Genomic DNA, 21,018 nt, shown 5'->3' with positions numbered 1-21,018 from the left:
GGAGCAGGTTTATGAGCACACCTCAGTGGAACAACAAAGTGGTCAAATGGGTTGACGACCGTCTTCCGGTCATCTCCATGCTGCACCACTCTGCATACGAATATCCGACACCGAAAAACCTGTCCTATATGTGGAACTTCGGTTCCCTGGCCGGTTTTGTTCTGGTGACGATGATTCTCTCCGGGATTTTCCTGGTGATGAACTACACCCCGCATACCAGCATGGCGTTCGAGTCTGTCGAACGCATCATGCGTGATGTGAACTATGGGTGGTTGATCCGTTATATCCATATGAACGGCGCATCGATGTTCTTCATCGTTGTGTTCATTCACATTTTCCGTGGCCTGTATTACGGGTCATACAAAGCACCGCGTGAAATGCTGTGGTGGATCGGTATCCTGATCCTTCTGGCGATGATGGCAACCGCGTTCATGGGCTATGTCCTGCCGTGGGGCCAGATGTCCTTCTGGGGTGCAACGGTTATTACCAACCTGTTTTCTGCCTTCCCGATCATCGGTGATCCGCTGGTGACCTGGCTGTGGGGTGGTTTCTCGGTTGATAACCCGACGCTGAACCGGTTCTTCTCGCTGCACTATCTGATGCCGTTCGTCATTCTGGGCCTTGTTGTCCTGCATGTCTGGGCACTGCACAGCGTGCGCTCGAACAACCCGACGGGCGTTGAAATCAAAACACCGCAAGACAGCATTCCGTTCCATCCGTACTACACGATCAAGGATCTGTACGGTCTGGGCGTATTCCTGATCTTCTTCTCGGCGTTTGTGTTCTTTGCACCGGATTATCTTGGTCACCCGGATAACTACATTCCGGCGAACCCGCTGGTCACGCCGCCGCACATCGTGCCGGAGTGGTACTTCCTGCCGTTCTACGCGATCCTGCGGTCGATCGACTTCACCATCTTTGGCATCCCGGCAAAACTGCTTGGCGTGCTGGCGATGTTTGCCTCGATCGTGATCTTGTTCGTTATTCCGTGGCTGGATACGTCGAAAGTTCGCAGCTCGAAATTCCGTCCGGTTTACAAATGGTTCTTCTGGCTGTTTGTGATCGACACCTTCATCCTCGGCTATTGCGGGGCGAAGGCACCGGATGACTACTTCCTGGGTATTCCGGGTCTGAAAGTCATCGTGATGGGTCAGCTTTCGACGCTGTACTATTTCGCACACTTCCTTGTGGTGATGCCATTGGTTGGAAAACTTGAACGCACCAAACCGCTTCCTGCAAGCATCAGCGAATCTGTTTTGAAGGAGGGTGCAAATGCGTAAGTTCGCACTGACCGCAATTGCTGCCGCCTTCGCGGTAACCGCATTCACTGGTGGTGCAGCCAAGGCTGCTGGCGGCGATCAGCCGGCACCTGCGGCACAGGATTGGAGCTGGCAGGGTCTGTTTGGCACCTATGACCGTGCACAGCTGCAGCGTGGCTTCCAGGTCTTCAAGAACGTTTGTGCCGGCTGTCACAGCCTGCGCTTCATTGCCTTCCGTAACCTTGAGGGCATTGGATTCAACGAAGACCAGATCAAGGCGATTGCTGCGGAGTATGACATCGAGGATGGCCCGAATGACGACGGCGACATGTTCGACCGTCCGGGCATCCCGGCGGATTACTTCCCGTCTCCGTTCCCGAACGAAAAGGCGGCTGCGGCATCGAATGGCGGCGCCATTCCGCCGGATCTTTCGTTGATGAACAAGGCACGTGTGGGTGGCCCGGACTATGTGTTCGGCCTTCTGACCGGCTATGAGGACGAAGCACCTGAGGGCTTCGACCTTGCTGACGGGAAGTATTACAACCACTACTTCCCGGGCCATCAGATCGCCATGGCTCCGCCGCTTTATGATGAAGCGGTCGAGTACACGGACGGTACCCCGATGACCCTTGAACAGCACGCACGTGACATTTCGGCGTTCCTGAACTGGACGGCACAGCCGGAACTTGAAGCCCGCAAGGCGCTGGGCATGAAAGTGATCCTGTTCCTGATCGTTCTGACCGCAATGCTCTATGCGGTGAAACGTAAAATCTGGCGCGACGTCGAACATTAAGTTCGGGTATCTTCGCGGTATATTTGAAACAACAGGCCACCGAAATTCGGTGGCCTGTTTGCTTTTGCCGATGTGTCGCGCATTTTCGCCAATTGACAGGATACTTGACTTGGACTTGTATGGCTGATCCATCGCCCCATGAACCACTTGAAGTGCGCCACCATGACACTTGATGAATTCGCCCTGTATTTCCTTGCTGTTCTGATCGCGACCTTGACACCGGGCCCGGCCATCATGCTGGGTATTACCAACACCATCCGCTTTGATATGCGTGCGTCCCTTCTTGGGGCACTGGGCTGTGTGACTGGCACCGGTCTGATGGGTCTACTATCCGCATTGGGGCTTGGCGCCCTGATCATGACATCAGGTCTTTTGTTCACGATCATCCATTATGTGGGTGCGGCCTATTTGATCTGGCTGGGCATCAAATTCTGGCGCGAAAGTCGCGTGGCTGGCACAACCCATACTGATCCAATAGCTGTTCCTTCCGGTCGACCAAGTGCACTTCGCCTTTACGCACAAGGTTTGATCGTATCGGCCAGCAATCCGAAGGCCATTGCCTTCTTCACAGCACTCTTCCCGCTTTTCATCGATCACACAAAACCGCTGGCAATGCAGTTTGCGATCATGGACGCCACCTTTGTCATCATGTCGTTTTCATCGATCATGGGATATGCGTTGTTTGCGGCGCGGTCGCGCCGGTTCCTGATCGGCAATGGCAAGAAATGGTTCCAGCGCATTTCAGGCACGATTTTTGTCAGTTTCGGGATTGGCCTTGCCGCATCTGCACGCTGAGCAATCGACGATTACCTATGACTTCGCCATTTTTCTCACAGCTTTCGGATTGGCTGTTCTGGGGATCATTGGCTTGATTGTCTCGTTTGTCCCGTTTATGGGTAACAAGGTGCTGATGATTGCCATCGGCCGGGCGGAGTGGCGGCACGGTTACCGGGATATGCACCAGACGGCGTTTGCGCTGTGGCGTGCCCGAGCTTGCATAAAGCTGCTTGCCGGCCTCGACGATAGAGACACCGGCGAAGGCCTTGAACAGGCGCGATCCGATATTTTCAAACATCTGCGACCAACGCAGCAACAGCCGGATATTGGTCGGCGGCATGAACAGGGCGCGGCTGTGCTGGACCGGCAGGAACATGTTTTCGCGCATCAGGTTCTGAAGCTGTGAAACGCTATAGGGGTGGCCATAGCCAAACGGCGTCTTTTCCGACCAAGACCAGAGCGAGCTTCGGTTGGGCGTCACCACGACAATCCGGCCATTGGGCGTCAAAACGCGCCAGCATTCGCGCATCAAGCGGCGCATGGAATCGGAATGTTCGACCAGATGCACCAGAAGAATACGGTCCACCGAACTGTCCGGCAGCGGCAACATGGTTTCTTCGGTTAACGCAACACGGTTCTGCTCGTCAGCGGGCCAATGCACGCAGCCTTGGCGCGCGGGCATGAAGGCCATGACGCGCTCTGCCTCGCCAATAAAGGGGCGCAAATAGGGCGTGGCATAGCCAAAGCCCAGCACGCGCATGCCCCGGACATCCGACCACATGACGCGCAAACGCCTGCGGATCAGACGACGGGCGGCCTGCCCGATGCTGCTGGCATAAAAACGGTGAAGATCAACGACATCCTGACGCATGAGATCAGCCTATCATTCCCGATCCGGCACGGGAATGTTTTTGCAATCCAAGCCAGTCGGTTTTGCGTGATTGTTTCAAGACACAACATCCTGATAGTCTTGGACCAAAGCTAATTCAGGTTCAGAGGTACGTTATGGCCGCCGGTGAAGTGATCGTCATTCCCTGTCTTTCAGACAATTACACCTATCTTGTGCGCTGCCACCGCAGTGAAGTCACCGCCATCATCGATCCGGGCGAAGCAGCCCCGGTGATTGACGCCCTTGAAGAACGTGACTGGAAACTGGACCTGGTGATCAACACCCATCACCACCATGACCATATCGGCGGCAATGCAGAACTGATCGAGGAATATGGCGCCAAACTGCTGGGCCCGACCGCCGAAACTGCGCGCATTCCCAACATGGATGAAACCTCTGCGGAGGGAGATCAGGTCCTGATTGGTGATCTGGAAGGCCGGGTGTTTGATGTCCCGGGCCACACCAGCGGCCATATCGCCTTTTACTTCCCGGCGATTACGGCGCTGTTTTCGGGTGACAGCCTGTTTGCGCTCGGTTGCGGGCGGTTGTTTGAAGGCACGCCGGAGCAAATGTGGACCTCGCTTTGCAAGTTCCGCAACCTGCCGGCCAGCACGCAGGTCTATTGCGGCCATGAATATACCCAGGCCAATGCCCGCTTTGCGCAGACAATTGAGCCCAACAATCCGATTCTGACCGCACGGTGCCAGGATATTGATGGGCTTCGGGCGCGCAACCTGCCCACCATTCCATCGCGTCTGGATGTGGAACTTGCCACCAACCCGTTCCTGCGCGCCGATGATCCATCCGTTGCCGAGGCGCTTGGCATGACGGGTGAAAGCCCGGTTGCGATCTTTACCGAGATCCGCAAGCGCAAAGACAACTTCTAGAGAAAACTTGGCTCAGGCCATCTGTTTGAACAGCACATTCTGATCAAGCAGATAGCGCGAGAACAATGGCAGACTTGCCGCCCCGATGGCGCGGGCGGCACTGCCCACCCGTCCCTGTTCGATATGGGGGCGTTCAATCCCCTGCAGGTCGAGTTCGGAAATGGCGGCACGCGTCGCGGCAACCACCCGTTCACAGACATCGGCCGGGAAGCCGCCATCAACAATCACTGCTTCGAAATCAATCACCGAACAGACCGAGGTGATGGCAATCGCCAGACTGCGCGCGGTATGGGCAATCCAGATATCAAGCGTTTCGCCCAAACCATGCCAGTAGTCCGGATCACGCCACAGCATCGCAGGATCGCGCCCCTCACGGGTCAGCATTTCTTCGAGCACGAAGATGGATGCCTGATCAATCAGTTGGCTGGGATGGCCGCTACGAGATGACACAGGCATGGAGCCAAAGGCGCCTGCATTGCCGGTGCGCCCGGCATAGAGCGCCTGATTAAGCACCACGCCACCGCCGATGAAGGATCCGATGAAGAAATAGGCGAAGTCGGAATAGTTCGGCCCCAGGCCAAAGACCAGCTCCGCCCCACAGGCCGCGGTCGCATCGTTTTGCTGAAAGACCGGGAACGGCACGATGGCGCCGATGGTGTCGACCAGATCAACCTCGCGCCAGGCATTCATGTCTTCGACCGGGGCGCCGACTTCATCAACCCAGTTCCAAAGCTCAAACGGGGCGGCAATCCCGATCCCGGCAATGCGATCAAGCTGGTCAGCCGTGAGACCGGTTGTGATGTTATCGACCGATTCCCGAACGAAACGGCGAATGCCATCAGGCGTCGGGTATTTATAGGCTTCACGCTTGGTCGCGCGCACAGAGCCAACGAAATCCAGCAAGATCAATTCGGCACTGCGCCGGCCGATCTTAAGGCCAAAGGAATAAACCCCGTCGGGGTTAAGCGCCATCGGGACTTTGGGCTTGCCGACCTTGCCGCGCACAGGTGTGCCGCGCATCAGAAGGCCGTCCTTTTCAAGGGCGCGCATGATGACAGAAACGGTTTGGGCAGACAGGCCGGAAAGCCGTGCGATTTCGGCCTTGGACAGACCGGCATTACGACGGACAAGCGACAGCACAAGCCGTTCGTTATAGGCGCGCACGCGAAGCTGATTTGCGCCGCCGCCCGGATGCAGCGGACGCGTCGTGCGATCATCCGCCCCGGTATCATCCGGGTTGGCAGAGATGCTGTCTGACATTTGGTCCTCCCACTCAGGCTTTAGATAGCCTGATTACCGATCAGAGTGACAGGAATAATTAATAAATCAATCGGATTTATTAATTGACAGGTTCGCGCATTTGGTGTGTCGTATGCACCATACAGGTTGAAGACCCGTCACAAAAAGTGCGTCACGACCTGTTGGAAAACAACCAAATCAGACCCAAATGGCCACATATTCAGGTTCAGTCCTGGGAGGAAACAAATGAAGAAAGCACTTCTTGGCGCCGCCCTTGGTGCGCTTGCACTGGGTATTGCTGCGGCTCCGAACGCAGCAAAAGCCGACGAAATCGGCGCCTGCCTGATCACCAAAACCGACATCAACCCGTTCTTTGTGAAAATGAAGGAAGGGGCATCGGCCAAGGCCGAAGAACTTGGCATCGATCTTTCGACCTATGCGGGCAAGATTGATGGCGACCATGAAACACAGGTTCAGGCTATCGAATCGTGCATCGCATCGGGTGCTAAGGGCATCCTTCTGACGGCATCGGACACCAAGGCGATTGTCCCGGTCGTCAAAAAGGCGCGTGATGCCGGTCTGATCGTCATTGCACTCGACACACCGCTTGAGCCGATTGATGCGGCCGATGCGACCTTTGCCACCGATAACTTCAAGGCCGGCGAGCTGATTGGTCAGTGGGCAGCGGCCAAGCTTGGCGCAGATGCTGCCAATGCCAAGATCGCCCTGCTTGACCTTGCACCGAGTGCACCGTCGGTCGACGTTCTGCGCGATCAGGGTTTCATGAAAGGATTTGGCATCGACATCAAGGACCCCAACAAGATCGGGGACGAGGATGACGACCGGATCGTTGGCCATGACGTCACAAACGGCAACGAAGAAGGTGGCCGTACCGCGATGGAAAACCTGATGCAGCGCGATCCGGACATCAATGTGGTTTACACCATCAACGAGCCGGCAGCGGCGGGTGCCTATGAGGCACTGAAATCATTCGGCATGGAAGAAGGCGTTCTGATCGTGTCTGTGGATGGCGGTTGCCCGGGTGTTGCCAACGTCAAGGATGGCGTGATTGGTGCGACCTCGCAGCAATATCCGTTGCTGATGGCATCCAAAGGCATTGAAGCGATCAAGGCATGGGCTGATAGCGGTGAAAAGCCGCAAAACAGCGAAGGTCTTAACTTCTATAACACCGGTGTGAACCTTGTGACCGATCAGCCGGCCGATGGTGTGCCGTCAATCGACGTTGCCGAGGGAATGGATCGTTGCTGGGGCTAATGCCGGCCTGATCCCGACCTGCTTCGAAGGAGGGCAGTTTTATCGCCAGCCCTCCTTGTCCCACTTTGCTTTACACTTGGTATGACACCCGCACGCAACCAACCGGCCATCAGAGCCGGACGGGTGTTGGTAGACGGATCAAAGAAACTGATCCTGTTTGCAACCAGGTCCGGAGGAAACGATGAGCGAGACCAAAACGTCGCGCCAGAAACAGGAATTCGAGCACGCGCTTGAGTCCAGCGACAGCAGCGTCGCGCAATTCGAACATAAACACCGCAGTCTTTTTGACAGCGTGCAGCACTTCCTGCACGGCAACCCGACCATGGTGCCGGTGATTGTTCTGATATTTTCCATCATCATTTTCGGCTTTGTCGCCGGCAGTAAATTCTTTTCACCCTTTAACCTGTCGCTGATCATGCAGCAGGTGTCGATCATCGGCATTCTGGCCGCGGCCCAAAGCCTTGTGATCCTGACTGCGGGCATTGACCTTTCGGTCGGCGCGATCATGGTGCTGATGTCGGTCATTATGGGCCAGCTTGCTGTGACCATTGGCATTCCGGCCCCGATTGCGATTGTGGTCGGGTGCATCGGCGGGATCTGTGCCGGGGCACTCAACGGGTTTCTGGTGACCCGGATCAAGCTTCCGCCCTTTATCGTGACCCTTGGCACATGGAACATCTTCTTTGCGCTCAACCTTTGGCTTTCAGGGGCGCAGTCCATCCGAAGCCAGACTTTGGATGAGATCGCCCCGCTTTTGAAATTCTTTGGCGAAAGCATAGCACTTGGTGGCGCCCGGATCACGTATGGCTCGATCCTGATGCTGGTGATCTTCGGGGTGCTTTGGTACATCCTCAATCACACCAGTTGGGGACGGCATGTTTATGCCATTGGCGATGACAAGGAAGCCGCCGAGCTTTCGGGCATTCGCACCAACCGTACGCTGATCATGGTGTATTGCCTGGCGGGTCTCGTGTGCGCGATCGGGGCGTGGGCATCGATCGGACGTGTGGGATCTGTGTCGCCGCAAAGTTTTCAGGAAGCCAACCTGCAATCGATTACCGCCGTTGTCATCGGGGGCATCTCGTTGTTTGGCGGACGCGGATCGATCATTGGCCCGTTGATCGGGGCGTTGATTGTTGGCGTGTTTAATTCCGGTCTTCGTCTGGCCGGTGTGGACGTTCTCTGGCAGGTCTTTGCGATTGGCTGGCTGACCATTATTGCCGTGGCCATTGACCAGTGGATCAGAAAGGTGTCGTCATGAGCAACGAAATCCAACCTGTTCTTAAGGCACGCGGCATTGTCAAACGCTATGGCCGTGTCACCGCGCTGAATTACGCCGATTTTGATCTTTTTCCCGGCGAAGTTCTTGCTGTCATTGGTGATAACGGGGCGGGGAAATCATCGCTGATCAAGGCGCTTTCGGGTGCGGTGACCATTGATGAGGGCAGTATCGAGCTTGATGGCAAGCCGATCCATTTCACTTCGCCCATGCATGCGCGCGAAGCCGGGATTGAAACGGTTTATCAGAACCTCGCCCTTTCACCCGCCCTGTCGATTGCCGATAACATGTTCATGGGCCGCGAGCTTCGCAAGAAGAGCCTTCTGGGCAAGTATTTCGGCGCACTTGATCATAAGGAAATGCAGCGCCTGGCGCGTGAAAAGCTTTCTGATCTTGGCCTGATGACCATTCAGAACATCAATCAGGCGGTTGAAACCCTCTCGGGCGGGCAGCGCCAGGGGGTGGCTGTGGCCCGTGCGGCCGCATTCGGATCACGCGTGGTGATCATGGATGAGCCGACCGCGGCCTTGGGTGTGAAGGAAAGCCGACGGGTGCTGGACCTGATTGCCGATGTGAAGGCGCGCGGCATGCCGATTGTGCTGATTTCGCACAATATGCCGCATGTGTTCGAGGTCGCTGACCGCATTCATGTTCATCGTCTGGGCAAACGTCTTTGCACGATCAAGCCCGATGATTATAGCATGTCCGATGCGGTTGCCTTCATGACGGGCGCAAAGGAGCCGCCGGCAGAAAGTGCTGCCTGATACTTTGAGACGGCGCGCCCCGGATATGAGAACCACAGCTTTATGACACCTGATCTTGATCATCTGGCGGAAGCCATTCGCGCCAGACACGCCGACGATGGCCGCATCCTCGTTGCCATTGTCGGTGCACCAGCCTCGGGCAAGTCAACCTTGTCCGACCGGCTTTATCACCATCTGGGGGGTGATAAAGCCGGGGCTGCTGTGGTGCCGATGGACGGCTTTCACTTTGATAACAGCATCCTCGAAGAGCGCGGTCTTCTGGCCCGCAAGGGCGCGCCGGAGACATTCGATGTCAGCGGCCTCAAACGCACCCTGGTCGCGCTTCGGGACACACTAAACGAAGATGTCTACGTCCCGCTGTTTGACCGCGACCTCGAAATCTCACGCGGCTCGGCACGCGCCATCACCCCGCGCCACAAGATAATCCTCGTCGAGGGCAATTACCTGCTGCTTGATCAGGCGCCGTGGAACCAGCTTCATAAGCTGTTTGAACTGTCGATCTATCTCGAAGTCCCCGAAGTTACCCTTCGCGAACGCCTGATCGACCGCTGGCGCAGCTACGGCTTTGATTACACCACCGCCACCCACAAAGCCACCAGCAACGACCTTCCCAATGCGCGAACGGTTATCCACGGCACCGTGATTGCCGATATTCGCGTTCGCGACGCCTGAACACCCCACGCAAAAGAAAACGCCCCGCAGTACTGCAGGGCGTTTTGCTGTTTGGCGATGTTTGCCGGACCGGCGAAACATCAGAACATGTGCTGGCCGCCATTGATGGACAGGCAGGAGCCGGTGATGAAGCCGGAATTCGGGCCGCAGAGATAGAGGATCGCCTGGGCGATTTCGTCTGCTTCGCCCAATCGGCCAACCGGTATTTTTGAAATAATGCCTTCAAGGACCTTTTCCGGAACAGCGGCCACCATATCGGTATTGATATAGCCCGGTGCGATGGTGTTGACCGTAATCCCTTTACGCGCGACTTCCTGGGCAAGGGCCTTCGTGAAACCATGTACGCCGGCCTTGGCAGCGGAATAGTTGGTCTGGCCGAATTGGCCGGCCTGCCCGTTGATCGAGGAGATATTCACAACACGGCCAAAGCCGCGCGCACGCATGCCTTCAAGGACCGGCTTGGTCATGTAAAACAGCGAGCTCAGGTTGGTGTCGATCACCGCATTCCATTGCTCGGTCTCCATTTTGTGCATGAAGCCGTCGCGGGTGATGCCGGCATTGTTGATCAGAATATCGACCGGACCGACTTCGGCTTCGACCTTGGCGATGCCTTCGGCGCATGCATCGGCATCCGCGACACTCCATTTATAGGTCGCGATGCCGGTTTCATCGGTGAAGGCCTTGGCGGCCTCGTCATTGCCGGCATAGTTTGCCACCACGGTGTAACCCGCATCCTTCAGCGACAGGCTGATTGCCTTGCCAATGCCACGTGTTCCACCGGTTACCAGTGCTGTTTTTGTCATGGTCGCCTCCCTAAACTTCGTTCATCAAACGTGTCGTTAAACATGTCATCGTCACGATTCCGTCGTTTGCCCTTCTACGACTTGCGTAACTTTAATCCATAAAAAGCGTTATATATGAAATTTTATTACCTCTCCATCATCGATGTCTGTAAAACGGTTTAGTCTTTCGTCGCACCGCAGCAAATGCTGCATCAATGCAAACGGGGCATCCCCGTCAAGAGGACGCCCCGCGCTAATCAATTGTCGGCATAAGCCCGCTTAGCGTTCAACGCAAAGCGCAACCCCCATGCCGCCACCGATGCAGAGCGTCGCCAGACCTTTTTTGGCATCGCGTTTTTGCATTTCATGGAGCAGCGTGGTGAAGACACGTGCGCCCGAGGCGCCAATCGGATGGCCGAGCGCAATCGCACCGCCATTGACGTTGACCTTGTCAGTGTCCCAGCCCATGTCGCGGTTAACCGCAATCGCCTGGGCGGCAAATGCTTCGTTGGCTTCGATCAGGTCAAGATCGGCAGCCGACCAGCCGGCCTTTTCAAGGGCCTTTTTCGAGGCCGGGATCGGACCGGAGCCCATGATCGCCGGATCCACACCGGCAGTCGCCCAGCTTTTGATCGTCGCAAGCGGGGTCAGGCCACGTTTGGCAGCGTCGTCTGCTGACATCACAACAAGGGCGGCGGCGCCATCATTGATGCCCGATGCGTTGCCCGCGGTCACCGTGCCTTCCTTGTCAAAGGCCGGGCGCAGTTTGGCCATGCCTTCCGGGGTGGCCCCATGACGCGGATATTCATCAGCATCAAAGACGATATCGCCTTTGCGATGCGGGATAGTGACTGCGGCGATTTCGTCATTGAAACGACCAGCCTTCTGGGCGGCTTCGGCCTTGTTCTGAGAGGCAGCAGCAAATGCGTCCTGCTCTTCGCGCGAGATGCCCCATTTGTTGGCAATGTTTTCTGCGGTGTTGCCCATGTGATAGCCGTTGAAAGCACACCACAGGCCGTCCTTGATCATGCTGTCGATGAATTTAACATCGCCCATCTTGTGCCCGTTGCGCAGATGCGCGACATGGGTTGAAAGCGACATGTTTTCCTGACCACCGGCAACAACGATGTTGGCATCACCGGTCATGATCTGCTGGGCGGCGAGTGCGACCGTGCGCAGGCCCGAACCACAAACCTGGTTGATCAGAAACGCGGTGGCGCGGTCCGAAATGCCCGCACCAATGGCTGCCTGACGCGCCGGGTTCTGACCCTGCCCACCTGTCAGGACCTGACCAAGGATCACTTCATCTACGGCGTCGCCTTCAACGCCTGCGCGTTCGAGGGCAGCCTTGATGGCAACAGCACCCAGATCATGCGCCGGGGTATTCGCCAGCGTGCCACTGAATGCGCCGATTGGTGTCCGTGCGGCACCCACAATTACGACGTCGGTCATGAGATCCTCCGATTAATCCTGATTACGTTTCCAAAGATCGGGCAAAGGTCGTTACGGGCCTTGCTCAGATCCAGCGTTGATCTTACCGCACCGCAGCAAATTTCCAAGCGCTGATGCTTACCACTTTCGGGTCAGTCAAAGACGCACAACCGATGAGCGAAACGCCACACCACGCAAGTGGACAAATGATACATAGAGTGTGTGCCTATGGCGGCAGAATCGCAAGCCCAAGTCGCAACTTTAAGGACTATGTCACGAATATTTTCGATTTATCAGCCATATGCACCCAAGGAGATGCCGCCACCTAAAAGGCCGGTCCCATTTCATCCTTGAGCGTTTCGGTGATGATATAGGTGCGATACCAGACGATATTGTCATCGGCATCAAACAGCGTTTCGCAAAGGGCAGTGTATTCGGCCATGTCGCGCATCTGCAGGATCATGACACCGGTAACCTCGCCGGTGACGACATGGCATTGGCGCACGGCATCAAGGTCGCGGACCTTGCGAATGAAATCCTGGCGGAACTGGTTGCCGTGACGATGGAATTCAAGATTGATCACAGCACCAAGCGGGCGCCCGACGCTTCCCGGATCAATCACCGCGACGGTTTTGCGGATGACGCCCGATTGGCGCAGCTTCGCCACCCGACGCAAACAGGCCGAGGGCGAAAGCCCGATGCGGTCGGCCAACTCGGCATTGGGGATGTCGGCGTTTTCCTGCAAGTGGCGCAGGATTTTGGTATCGATCTGATCCAGTTCGGGCACTTTGCGCAACTCCACAGCGTCATTTGGCAATATAACGCTGCCATATTGCACGAAGATGCACAAATACGCTGCACGAAAATCAATAACCCGTGGCATGATCGCGCTCCTCGACAGACTTGAGCCGCAACGTTAGAGGTTGCGACCAAAAGCTGCTTGTCGCCTCTGCCCCACGCCGTGGTGCAGATGAGAACCGACGATTTTAAAGACGCCAAAGACTGTGACCGGGCAACAGACCGGACGCGCCCCAAACACTGAAGACGGATTGCCGCCCCATGCATCGCTATGCCTTTGATCTGATCAACCGCAGCCAGAAACTGTTCATCACCCTGATCAAGGTAATGTTGCCGGTGATGGTGATCGTGCGAATTGCCGAGGAATTCGGCGCGGTTGATCTGGTATCCACTTGGCTCACCCCCGTCATGGCGCTGATCGGTTTGCCGCCAGAAGCCGGGCTGATCTGGGCGACGTGTATTTTGGTCAGCATGTATGGCGCGGTTGGCGCCTTTGTCGGGTTGGCAGCCCATCTTGATATGACAGCGGCACAGCTAAGTGCCCTGTGCGCAATGATGTTGTTTGCCCATGGACTTCCGGTCGAGCAGGCGATTGTCAAACGCGCCGGGGCGAGTTTCTGGGCGACCACCGCGCTTCGCGTGGGTGCTGCGATTGCCTATGGCGCGCTGGTGACCTGGATCAGTGACATGACCGGTTGGCTGTCCGAGCCGGTTGATTTTTCCTGGATGCTCGGTGGCGAAACCACAACTGCCGCCAGCGGTCTGGCAGGATGGATCGACTGGTCGATGCAGATGGTCAAATCACTTGTGGTGACCTTTGGCGTGATTGTCGGCTTGCTGGTCCTGCTGGATATCCTCGAAAAAACCGGGATTACTGCGCGCATCACACAGGCGATGATGCCGATGCTGCGTATTTCGGGGATCTCGCGCGATGTGGCACCGGTTACGACGATTGGTGTGTTGCTTGGCATTACCTATGGCGGGGCGTTGATCATTGATGAGGCGCGCAAGAACAATTATCCGCCACGGACACTTTTCCTGTCGCTCAGCTGGTTGTCGCTATCGCATTCCCTGATCGAGGATACGGCGATCATGCTCGCCCTCGGGGCAGATATCTGGGTGGTGCTGGTCGGGCGGGTGATCCTGACCCTGATCATCATCGCGCTTCTGGCCCGCCTGACCCTGCGCTGGGCACCAGAGCGTGCTCAACTTGCCACCGAAAGTGCGGAGTAAAGAAACGGCTTACCCAGACAGCCAATCAACAACCGGTTTCCAGGTGGATTTTTCCGCACGTGATCCGACCATCATGCCGATATGCCCGGCTGAGGGATGGAGTTCCTGGCGGACGTCTTCGGGACAGGCATCAAACAGGGCCTGCGCACTTTCGGGCGGGACGATGCGATCATTTTCCGGGATCACGGTCAGCACCGGGCAGGACAAATCGGCCGGGTTGATATCAATGCCGTCAATCTGCCACTGCCCCTTGGCCGGGCGGTTTTCGACATACCAGCCAATCAGACAATCAACCGCGACCCGGCGAGGCAGGGGCACCCCATCATTCAGCCAGTCTTCAAGAGCGACGAAATCATGGGCCTTGGTGGAATCCATTGCCATGGCCTGAAAACGGCGGAATTTCTCACCGATCATGAAGGGGTCCAAGCTGGCAAACAGGCTTTGCAACACATCCACGGGCAGCGTGTCATGGATGGCCAGCATTTGCGGCAGGGACGGTGCGAAGGCCGCCGCAATGCGCGACTGGGTCGGGCCGGCCGCCATGAAGTCCCAGGGCGTTGCCAGTAGGACAAGCTTTGACACCTGCGCCGGGTCCAGAAGCGTTGCAGCAAGGGCCAGAACCCCGCCCATGCAATAGCCAACCACCGGCACCGGCCCGCCATTGATATCCGCCACGTCCTGAAGGATCGTCACCAATCGACCGGCAACATAGTCATCGAGGCCAAAATTGGCCTCGTCCATGCCGGGATAGCCCCACTCGACCAGAAGCGGGCGATAGCCGCATTTGGCAAGATAGCGTGCGAAGCTGCGTTTTTCATTGAGATCAAGGATATAGCCGCGATTAACCAGCGAGGGCACCAAAAGCACGACCTTGCCATCCTCATCAGCCTTGTCCCCGGCAGTCGGGCCATAATCATAAACCCGGGTTGAGCCCTCTTCCCATATGATCGGCAGGTCTTCGCGATCCTGATCGCGCGGGCGGCGATAGGGATGGCGTTGATACGACCGCACGCCGTCATGGAACCCGGCATGGCGATCAAATGCGACACGGTCCAGCGCCTGGGCGACATCGTCAGGGTGATAGGCTTCAAGTTCCGTCAGAAGACGTTCCGCCTGATCCTTCAGTTCCGGCTTCCAGGGCAGCAATTGTTTCAGAAAGATCGGCAATGCGGCGCGCGAGCTGAGCCAGCTCGTCATCTCGACTGCCATGTGCATCGGAAGCGGCCTTGGCCCCGCCCGCCTCTGATTTTCGCGTTTTGGCGGAAGCGGCTTTTGTTTTGGCGGACTGATCATTCTTCCCCTGCCCCTTTGCAGCATTTTTTGCAGCACGTTTGGTTTTGGAAGTCTTCTTTGGCTTGTCGGTCGTGGATGTTTCCACGCCGTCTTTATCGGATGCGTCTGCGGCCGCCGCATCAGAACCCCCGGTCGTGGGCGTCGTTTTGGCTTTAGAGGTGCCCGGCTTTGGCGTCATCCCTGCCATGCCCGCCATCGCCGACATATCGGGCGCGAACGGCATACCGGCAAAGGGGGACGCCGGCAATTCGCGCGCGGCCTTGGCCATTTGATCCATCATCGCCTGCAGCGGGTTGGCAGCGGCCATGGCATCGCCCATAGGATTGACCATTCCGGCAGCCGGGTGCTGGCCCATTGCCATCTGACCGATCAGCTTTCCCCAGGCTTCAAACCCCTCACCCATGCGGGTGGTGTCCGCCCCGAGCGATGCATAAAGACGCCCGATGGCGCTGGCCGCGGTTGCGCCGTCCGCGGTCGCGGCAACCTGTTCACGCCAAAGTTCAAGGAACTGGCGGGCAAGCTGATCGAGGCGTTCGTCATCGGCCTCCGATGACGCAGTACTTTCGTTTTCGGATGGGTCCGGGCCGTCTGTTCCGCCGTTCTTCCTTTGGGCCATCGGCGACACCTTTATTGTTCCCTGATGCAAAGCATTTGTCTTACAGACCACTATAGAATGTTGGCGGGCCAGGGAAAACGAATTCCCGTGCTGCGTGGCAACAAACCGTATTCGCAGTTGTTTTTCGCACTGCACTTCGCGTTGAATACTGGACACATTGGAAAAATCACGGCACTCTCTTGGTCTTCTGAGCGAATGCAAAATCGAAAATGCTGCGCAACATCGTAAATTCGATCACGTGATTTATCGGGGCGCAAAGCAGGTGGAAAGACACCACCGAATGTTCGTCAGACAAACGTCCGGGAAACAGGGAAGCAGGAAAGACGCCATGACCACCAAGAAATCAGATGATCAGGACCGCATCGTTATCAAGAAATATGCGAACCGCCGCCTGTATAACACGGCGACCAGTTCCTATGTGACGCTTGATCACCTTTCGCAGATGGTCAAAGACAATACCGACTTTGTTGTCTATGACGCGAAATCGGGCGAAGACATCACCCGTCCGGTCCTTACCCAGATTATCGTAGAGGAAGAAAACAAGGGGCAGAACCTTTTGCCCATCAGCTTCTTGCGGCAATTGATCGGCTTTTATGGCGACAGCCTTCAGGGGCTGGTGCCAAGCTATCTTGAACAGGCAATGCGCGCCTTTGGCCATAATCAGGAACAGATGCGCGAATATATGCAGGGTACCATGCAGGGCATGTTCCCGTTTGGCCAGTTCGAGGAAATGAACAAACAGAACATCGCGCTGTTTGAACAGACGATGAAAATGTTCTCGCCCTTCATGCAGGATGAAAACGGCGAACAGACGGGCGAAGGCCCGCAAAAGCCGACGGCGCCGACAGGTGCGAAATCGGATGCCTCGCTCGATGAGCTTAAAAACCAGCTTGAAGCCATGCAGGCGCAGCTGAACAATCTGGCTGGCGGCGGCAAATCCGACAAAAAATAAGACAGCCCCGATCCACATCCCGGGGACAGGATCAAAAAGGCGAAGCGTAAAAATGCGCTTCGCCTTTTTTCATGCCTGTCTGCACAGTACAGACATTCGGGCAAATGATGCCCCAACGCCGCGGCACCAATCCTGCATAAACTTTTCGTTAACTCTTTTCGAACGCCCGGCACCGCCGAAAGGCGGCAATTTTTGCCGGGTTACTGCCATGACTAATGACCGAAACGCACGGAGTCCCGAAATACACAGGCAACAATGACCCAATAGACCGAAAAACACATGACCGCGATCACACCGATTTCCATGCTCCCGGCCCGCAGGACCGAGACTGCGAGCAGTGGAACCGATGGTCCTGCCGGGATCGGGATCGATCAACTTGCACAAATTTCGCCTGTGGAAAAAATTGTGCAGGATGGTGGCGCGTGGCTGCAACCCCATGATCTTGGGGGCAGTGCAGCATTTTGGACCCAGCTTCTGGGCCAACTCCTACCTCAGGAAAACCTTTTGCAACCACCGGTCATTCAGACAGTGCATGCCAGCTATGCACAACATCACAAACCATACAGCGTAGAAACGAACGTCTTTTTTTCGCCTTCTGCACTAGACAAAGACAGCTCGATTGACCTATATAGCTAGCTTCTGGCGGAAAGCTGCAATGATTATCTGACCAATGTTCAGGTACAAGCCATTAATTTGCGACGCTTGAAAGGTGTCGTGATCGATGGTTCATCGGGCAAAAACAACAAGCTCGACAGCATCCGAAGTGGGGAATAATAACTGGCGGTTGATAACGGATTATAACATGACTGAGAACACACAAACCGAAGAACCGAAGCGCGCAAACCGCGCGACAGACACTGACCGTTATGTTGGTCAGCGTATCCGTGAACGTCGCATCATGCTGGGCCTTTCCCAGCAGCAGATGGCAGACCTGATTGGCGTTACCTACCAGCAGGCTCACAAATATGAGCGCGGCATTAACCGCATCTCTGCTGGTCGCCTTTACGAGATCTCCCAGGTGCTGGGCGTTCCGGTAAGCTATTTCTATGAAGGCCTGGAAGGCAATCAGGAAACCGAGCTTAATGCGCGTCAGCGTATGTGCCTTGAACTTGCCCGGAACTTCGCAAGCATCAAGCACGAGAAGCATCAGGAAGCACTGAGCCAGATGGCCCGTGCCCTTGCCGATCAGGCTGCTTAAGTCCGCCTCACGGACCATAGTGCCACCATTAAAAAAAGGCCGCCCTTCAAACTGGAGGGCGGCCTTTTTTACATCATCAAATACTGATAAAAGGGGACAGCTTTTGATTTCCTATCTTGAAGCAAGCGCTCTTGCTCTCTTAACGTCCTTACTCACAATTAGCGCAATCCTTTTGTTCCGCACCCCACCGCTTTGCTTACGCGCAACGGTGCGGTCGTTACACAAATGGCGAGCCAATAAACTGATTAAAGAAATTGCTCGGACGCTTGCCTACGAAAAGCTACCCGGTCGCATCAATGGAAAAATTTTACTCTTCAGCATCATTATCGCAATCGTGACACCACTAGCCCTTACAATCGTACCATTTTCGAAACATATCTCTAACGCGATCATGAGCCCTGCAAGTCTTGGCCTGCGCGAGTTTCTGATTATATTGGTCGCTTTAGCATTTATGTATGCCATACCATTTTTCATTGGTCTTATGTTTACGGGGTTCGTAAGCCGCTCGAACGATTTCAGAAGGCAGGCTAAGGCACAGGCACTTTTTCACCTTAGAAAGATGGGAATCTCTAAGTGCGAAGCGAGAAGAATATTTCGCAAGGAACTGAAGCGGAAAATGAAACAGGAGCTGAAAGATATTTCTGAAGTGAATTGATCTAGCGTCCTGATGGCTGATCAGTTCAGCATCTAGACTTCTACTACTTGGTCATCACCAGATCATCGGAATGAATGATGGCGTTGCCGCGGGTAAAGCCAAGGGTGGCTTCGATATCGCCCGAGGCATGGCCCATCAGAAGACGGGTTTCTTCTGCGCCATAGGCTGTGATGCCACGTGCGATCTGCGCCCCGTCGGGACCAAGCACCCGCACGGCATCCCCATGTTTGAAACGGCCATCAACGCCGGTTATACCGGCCGCCAGAAGGTTCTTGCCAGCTGACATGGCCTTGGCCGCCCCGGCATCGACAACAATCGCTCCTGACGCCTTGAGCGAGGTCGCGATCCAGTGACGACGCGCGGCAAGCGGACTTTCACTTGGCAGGAAGACAGTGTTGGGGGCGCCTTCAAGCTGGGCCTTGAGCGGATGATAGATGGTGCCGCGTGCAATGATCATGCGACAGCCGGCCTTCATGGCGATTTCGGCGGCCTGCAGCTTGGTCACCATACCGCCGGAGCTGTACATGGTCGGCGCAACACCGGCCATATCAAAGATGTCAGCTGTCAGCTCGCGCACTTCGGGGACCAGATCGGCATCCGGGTTCTTGCGCGGATCGGCGGTATAAAGACCATCGATGTCAGAGAGCAGCACCAGCGTATCGGCCGAAATCATATGCGCGACTTTGGCACCCAGGCGGTCATTGTCGCCAAACCGGATTTCCTCGGTCGCGACGGTATCGTTTTCATTGATCAGCGGAATGGCGCCGCGGGCCAGAAGCGCATTGAGGGTCCCGCGGGCATTGAGATACCGACGACGTCCTTCCATGTCTTCAAGTGTGACGAGCACCTGCGCCATGGTCAGGCCATTGCGTCCAAGCGCCTCCTGCCAGACCTGTGACAGACTGATTTGCCCGGTGGCGGCGGCGGCCTGTTTATCAGCCAGACTGATCGTGCGGTGATCAAGCCCCAGCAAACGGCGGCCAAGGGCGATGGCGCCACTTGAAACCACAATCACCTCGACCCCGCGTTCTCGCAGAAGGGCGATGTCATCGGCAAGCGCCTCCAGCCAGGCACGACGCAGCTTGCCGGTATGCTCATCAACCAGCAGGGCCGAGCCCACCTTGATGATCAGGCGCTTTGCATCCGCCAGGGCGTGGTTTGTCACGGCTGGAAGCCCTCTTCTTCGCGGCCTTCCATGGCGCGGCGTTCACGTTCGCCCTCGATATGGGCACGAATCTCACGATGGATTTCCTTAAGCCCTTCGTGGGTGGCACCTGATACGACATAGACCTTTTTGCCGATGCCTTTTTCAAGGATCTCGCGCTGCTCCTCGACCATTTCCGGCAGGAGCTGATCAGCCTTGGACAGGGCGACGATTTCGGGCTTTTCGACGAGCTCTTCGGCATAGCCTTCGAGTTCCTCGCGCACCGTCTTATAGGTCGCGACCGGGTCTTCTTCGGCGCAGTCGATCAGATGAATCAGAACTTCGCAGCGCTCGATATGACCAAGGAAGCGGGTACCGATGCCCTTGCCCTCGGACGCGCCTTCGATCAGGCCGGGAATATCGGCAAGAACAAATTCATGATCATCAACATTCACGACACCGAGCTGCGGATGCAGGGTGGTGAAGGGATAATCGGCGATTTTCGGGCGCGCATGCGACGAAGCCGCAAGGAAGGTCGACTTACCAGCATTTGGCAGGCCGACAAGACCAGCATCGGCGATCAGCTTCAGACGCAGCCAGACCCACATTTCCTCTGCCGGCCAGCCTTCTTCGGCACGACGCGGCGCTTGGTTGGTGGAAGATTTGAAATGCGTGTTACCGCGCCCGCCATCGCCACCACGACAGATCATATAGGTCTGGCCCGGTTCGATCATATCGACAATCAGGGTTTCGCGGTCTTCGGCGAGGACCTGTGTGCCGACCGGGACCTTGATCGTGATGGATTTGCCCGAACGGCCGGTGCGCTGCCGGCCCATGCCATGCATGCCGACTTCGGCCTTGAAATGCTGCTGATAGCGGAAATCGATCAGGGTGTTGAGGTTTTCGACGGCCTCAAGAATGATGTCGCCACCGCGGCCGCCATCGCCGCCGTCCGGTCCGCCATACTCGATATATTTTTCACGGCGGAAGCTGACCGAACCGGCACCGCCGCGGCCACTGCGCACATAAATCTTGGCTTCATCGAGAAACTTCATAACCGGTCCTTCGGGCGCACCCGTTTA

At 56.2% G+C, this 21,018-nt stretch carries 22 protein-coding genes; 13 read left to right on the top strand and 9 right to left on the bottom strand.

Translation table 11 applies throughout. The features are described 5' to 3' along the window. Positions 1–11 precede the first annotated feature (11 nt). The 3 genes from ACXAF0_RS17165 (at position 12) to ACXAF0_RS17155 (ending at position 2,847) form a co-directional block, all read left to right on the top strand. Positions 12–1,280, top strand: coding sequence for a cytochrome b (locus ACXAF0_RS17165; RefSeq protein WP_475347050.1), 1,269 nt, complete (start codon positions 12–14; stop codon positions 1,278–1,280). Beyond that, entirely contained in the window at positions 1,273–2,052 is a 780-nt protein-coding gene (locus ACXAF0_RS17160; protein ID WP_475347049.1) for a cytochrome c1, read from the top strand. Before ACXAF0_RS17165 ends, ACXAF0_RS17160 begins: the two co-directional genes overlap by 8 nt. 138 nt (positions 2,053–2,190) lie before the next feature. Continuing rightward, positions 2,191–2,847 carry a LysE family translocator gene (locus tag ACXAF0_RS17155; protein WP_475347048.1) on the top strand — a complete coding sequence of 219 codons (657 nt, stop codon included), beginning with the start codon at positions 2,191–2,193 and terminating at the stop codon, positions 2,845–2,847. Here the strand turns inward: ACXAF0_RS17155 and ACXAF0_RS17150 are convergent. Beyond that, a complete protein-coding gene (locus ACXAF0_RS17150) occupies positions 2,810–3,700 on the bottom strand; it encodes a methyltransferase domain-containing protein (protein ID WP_475347047.1) in 891 nt (296 codons plus the stop codon). The genes ACXAF0_RS17155 and ACXAF0_RS17150 overlap by 38 nt on opposite strands. A 134-nt stretch (positions 3,701–3,834) precedes the next feature. Between ACXAF0_RS17150 and gloB the strand changes: the two genes are divergently transcribed. Further along, positions 3,835–4,605, top strand: a complete 771-nt coding sequence (gene gloB / locus ACXAF0_RS17145; protein WP_475347046.1) for a hydroxyacylglutathione hydrolase — start codon at positions 3,835–3,837, stop codon at positions 4,603–4,605. A gap of 12 nt (positions 4,606–4,617) precedes the next feature. Here the strand turns inward: gloB and ACXAF0_RS17140 are convergent, their stop codons facing one another. Next, positions 4,618–5,865 carry an ROK family transcriptional regulator gene (locus tag ACXAF0_RS17140; protein WP_475347045.1) on the bottom strand — a complete coding sequence of 416 codons (1,248 nt, stop codon included), beginning with the start codon at positions 5,863–5,865 and terminating at the stop codon, positions 4,618–4,620. Between the two features lie 225 nt (positions 5,866–6,090). Here ACXAF0_RS17140 and ACXAF0_RS17135 point away from each other — a divergent pair, with 225 nt between their 5' ends. From ACXAF0_RS17135 to ACXAF0_RS17120, 4 genes are all read left to right on the top strand, one after another. Continuing rightward, entirely contained in the window at positions 6,091–7,119 is a 1,029-nt protein-coding gene (locus ACXAF0_RS17135; RefSeq protein WP_475347044.1) for a substrate-binding domain-containing protein, read from the top strand. A gap of 181 nt (positions 7,120–7,300) precedes the next feature. Further along, positions 7,301–8,380 carry an ABC transporter permease gene (locus ACXAF0_RS17130; protein ID WP_475347043.1) on the top strand — a complete coding sequence of 360 codons (1,080 nt, stop codon included), beginning with the start codon at positions 7,301–7,303 and terminating at the stop codon, positions 8,378–8,380. Beyond that, positions 8,377–9,162: an ATP-binding cassette domain-containing protein gene (locus tag ACXAF0_RS17125; protein ID WP_475347042.1), complete on the top strand. Its 786-nt coding sequence runs from the start codon at positions 8,377–8,379 to the stop codon at positions 9,160–9,162. The genes ACXAF0_RS17130 and ACXAF0_RS17125 overlap by 4 nt, the downstream gene beginning before the upstream one ends. Before the next feature lie 42 nt (positions 9,163–9,204). Next, a complete protein-coding gene (locus ACXAF0_RS17120) occupies positions 9,205–9,834 on the top strand; it encodes a nucleoside/nucleotide kinase family protein (RefSeq protein ID WP_475347041.1) in 630 nt (209 codons plus the stop codon). A gap of 80 nt (positions 9,835–9,914) precedes the next feature. Here the strand turns inward: ACXAF0_RS17120 and phbB are convergent, their stop codons facing one another. From phbB to ACXAF0_RS17105, 3 genes are all read right to left on the bottom strand, one after another. Continuing rightward, positions 9,915–10,637: an acetoacetyl-CoA reductase gene (gene phbB / locus ACXAF0_RS17115; protein ID WP_475347040.1), complete on the bottom strand. Its 723-nt coding sequence runs from the start codon at positions 10,635–10,637 to the stop codon at positions 9,915–9,917. A gap of 258 nt (positions 10,638–10,895) precedes the next feature. Next, positions 10,896–12,068, bottom strand: a complete 1,173-nt coding sequence (locus ACXAF0_RS17110) for an acetyl-CoA C-acetyltransferase (RefSeq protein ID WP_475347039.1) — start codon at positions 12,066–12,068, stop codon at positions 10,896–10,898. A 304-nt stretch (positions 12,069–12,372) separates the two neighbouring features. Continuing rightward, positions 12,373–12,930, bottom strand: coding sequence for an Lrp/AsnC family transcriptional regulator (locus tag ACXAF0_RS17105; protein ID WP_475347038.1), 558 nt, complete (start codon positions 12,928–12,930; stop codon positions 12,373–12,375). 176 nt (positions 12,931–13,106) lie between these two features. Here ACXAF0_RS17105 and ACXAF0_RS17100 point away from each other — a divergent pair, with 176 nt between their 5' ends. Then, positions 13,107–14,078 (top strand): nucleoside recognition domain-containing protein, encoded by a 972-nt coding sequence (locus ACXAF0_RS17100; protein ID WP_475347037.1) that lies wholly within the window; start codon positions 13,107–13,109, stop codon positions 14,076–14,078. Positions 14,079–14,087: 9 nt separating this feature from the next. Here the strand turns inward: ACXAF0_RS17100 and ACXAF0_RS17095 are convergent, their stop codons facing one another. Next, positions 14,088–15,275 (bottom strand): alpha/beta fold hydrolase, encoded by a 1,188-nt coding sequence (locus ACXAF0_RS17095; protein WP_475347036.1) that lies wholly within the window; start codon positions 15,273–15,275, stop codon positions 14,088–14,090. Then, a complete protein-coding gene (locus ACXAF0_RS17090; RefSeq protein ID WP_475347035.1) occupies positions 15,166–15,987 on the bottom strand; it encodes a hypothetical protein in 822 nt (273 codons plus the stop codon). The genes ACXAF0_RS17095 and ACXAF0_RS17090 overlap by 110 nt, the downstream gene beginning before the upstream one ends. A gap of 328 nt (positions 15,988–16,315) precedes the next feature. On the opposite strand from ACXAF0_RS17090, the gene phaR reads away from it, so the two are divergent. From phaR to ACXAF0_RS17070, 4 genes are all read left to right on the top strand, one after another. Continuing rightward, positions 16,316–16,939 carry a polyhydroxyalkanoate synthesis repressor PhaR gene (phaR, locus tag ACXAF0_RS17085; RefSeq protein WP_475347034.1) on the top strand — a complete coding sequence of 208 codons (624 nt, stop codon included), beginning with the start codon at positions 16,316–16,318 and terminating at the stop codon, positions 16,937–16,939. Positions 16,940–17,218: 279 nt separating this feature from the next. Next, positions 17,219–17,575: a hypothetical protein gene (locus ACXAF0_RS17080; RefSeq protein WP_475347033.1), complete on the top strand. Its 357-nt coding sequence runs from the start codon at positions 17,219–17,221 to the stop codon at positions 17,573–17,575. A 166-nt stretch (positions 17,576–17,741) separates the two neighbouring features. Beyond that, positions 17,742–18,137 (top strand): helix-turn-helix domain-containing protein, encoded by a 396-nt coding sequence (locus tag ACXAF0_RS17075; protein WP_008889412.1) that lies wholly within the window; start codon positions 17,742–17,744, stop codon positions 18,135–18,137. Between the two features lie 103 nt (positions 18,138–18,240). Beyond that, positions 18,241–18,792, top strand: a complete 552-nt coding sequence (locus ACXAF0_RS17070) for a hypothetical protein (RefSeq protein ID WP_475347032.1) — start codon at positions 18,241–18,243, stop codon at positions 18,790–18,792. 43 nt (positions 18,793–18,835) lie between these two features. On the opposite strand, the gene proB is transcribed toward ACXAF0_RS17070, so the two are convergent. Both proB and obgE read right to left on the bottom strand, forming a co-directional pair. Then, a complete protein-coding gene (gene proB / locus ACXAF0_RS17065; protein ID WP_475347031.1) occupies positions 18,836–19,957 on the bottom strand; it encodes a glutamate 5-kinase in 1,122 nt (373 codons plus the stop codon). Further along, complete coding sequence (obgE, locus tag ACXAF0_RS17060; protein ID WP_475347030.1) at positions 19,954–20,991, bottom strand: GTPase ObgE; 1,038 nt, start codon at positions 20,989–20,991, stop codon at positions 19,954–19,956. Before obgE ends, proB begins: the two co-directional genes overlap by 4 nt. Between the last annotated feature and the right edge of the window lie 27 nt (positions 20,992–21,018).

It is taken from the genome of Thalassospira sp. ABD4_177 (assembly GCF_056160125.1).
The sequence above is the reverse complement of the archived record's forward strand: the minus strand, read 5'-3'. Positions and strand labels throughout refer to the sequence as shown.

What these genes read in the sequence shown, in the direction of transcription:
- ACXAF0_RS17125 (WP_475347042.1), top strand. Translation starts at nt 8,377, where the DNA reads ATGAGCAACGAAATCCAACCTGTTCTTAAGGCACGCGGCATTGTCAAA.
- ACXAF0_RS17075 (WP_008889412.1), top strand. Translation starts at nt 17,742, where the DNA reads ATGACTGAGAACACACAAACCGAAGAACCGAAGCGCGCAAACCGCGCG.
- ACXAF0_RS17110 (WP_475347039.1), bottom strand. Translation starts at nt 12,068, where the DNA reads ATGACCGACGTCGTAATTGTGGGTGCCGCACGGACACCAATCGGCGCA.
- ACXAF0_RS17120 (WP_475347041.1), top strand. Translation starts at nt 9,205, where the DNA reads ATGACACCTGATCTTGATCATCTGGCGGAAGCCATTCGCGCCAGACAC.
- ACXAF0_RS17100 (WP_475347037.1), top strand. Translation starts at nt 13,107, where the DNA reads ATGCATCGCTATGCCTTTGATCTGATCAACCGCAGCCAGAAACTGTTC.
- gloB (WP_475347046.1), top strand. Translation starts at nt 3,835, where the DNA reads ATGGCCGCCGGTGAAGTGATCGTCATTCCCTGTCTTTCAGACAATTAC.
- ACXAF0_RS17130 (WP_475347043.1), top strand. Translation starts at nt 7,301, where the DNA reads ATGAGCGAGACCAAAACGTCGCGCCAGAAACAGGAATTCGAGCACGCG.
- ACXAF0_RS17080 (WP_475347033.1), top strand. Translation starts at nt 17,219, where the DNA reads ATGACCGCGATCACACCGATTTCCATGCTCCCGGCCCGCAGGACCGAG.
- ACXAF0_RS17155 (WP_475347048.1), top strand. Translation starts at nt 2,191, where the DNA reads ATGAACCACTTGAAGTGCGCCACCATGACACTTGATGAATTCGCCCTG.
- ACXAF0_RS17135 (WP_475347044.1), top strand. Translation starts at nt 6,091, where the DNA reads ATGAAGAAAGCACTTCTTGGCGCCGCCCTTGGTGCGCTTGCACTGGGT.
- ACXAF0_RS17165 (WP_475347050.1), top strand. Translation starts at nt 12, where the DNA reads ATGAGCACACCTCAGTGGAACAACAAAGTGGTCAAATGGGTTGACGAC.
- ACXAF0_RS17090 (WP_475347035.1), bottom strand. Translation starts at nt 15,987, where the DNA reads ATGGCCCAAAGGAAGAACGGCGGAACAGACGGCCCGGACCCATCCGAA.
- ACXAF0_RS17160 (WP_475347049.1), top strand. Translation starts at nt 1,273, where the DNA reads ATGCGTAAGTTCGCACTGACCGCAATTGCTGCCGCCTTCGCGGTAACC.
- phbB (WP_475347040.1), bottom strand. Translation starts at nt 10,637, where the DNA reads ATGACAAAAACAGCACTGGTAACCGGTGGAACACGTGGCATTGGCAAG.
- ACXAF0_RS17095 (WP_475347036.1), bottom strand. Translation starts at nt 15,275, where the DNA reads ATGACGAGCTGGCTCAGCTCGCGCGCCGCATTGCCGATCTTTCTGAAA.
- ACXAF0_RS17150 (WP_475347047.1), bottom strand. Translation starts at nt 3,700, where the DNA reads ATGCGTCAGGATGTCGTTGATCTTCACCGTTTTTATGCCAGCAGCATC.
- phaR (WP_475347034.1), top strand. Translation starts at nt 16,316, where the DNA reads ATGACCACCAAGAAATCAGATGATCAGGACCGCATCGTTATCAAGAAA.
- obgE (WP_475347030.1), bottom strand. Translation starts at nt 20,991, where the DNA reads ATGAAGTTTCTCGATGAAGCCAAGATTTATGTGCGCAGTGGCCGCGGC.
- ACXAF0_RS17140 (WP_475347045.1), bottom strand. Translation starts at nt 5,865, where the DNA reads ATGTCAGACAGCATCTCTGCCAACCCGGATGATACCGGGGCGGATGAT.
- ACXAF0_RS17105 (WP_475347038.1), bottom strand. Translation starts at nt 12,930, where the DNA reads ATGCCACGGGTTATTGATTTTCGTGCAGCGTATTTGTGCATCTTCGTG.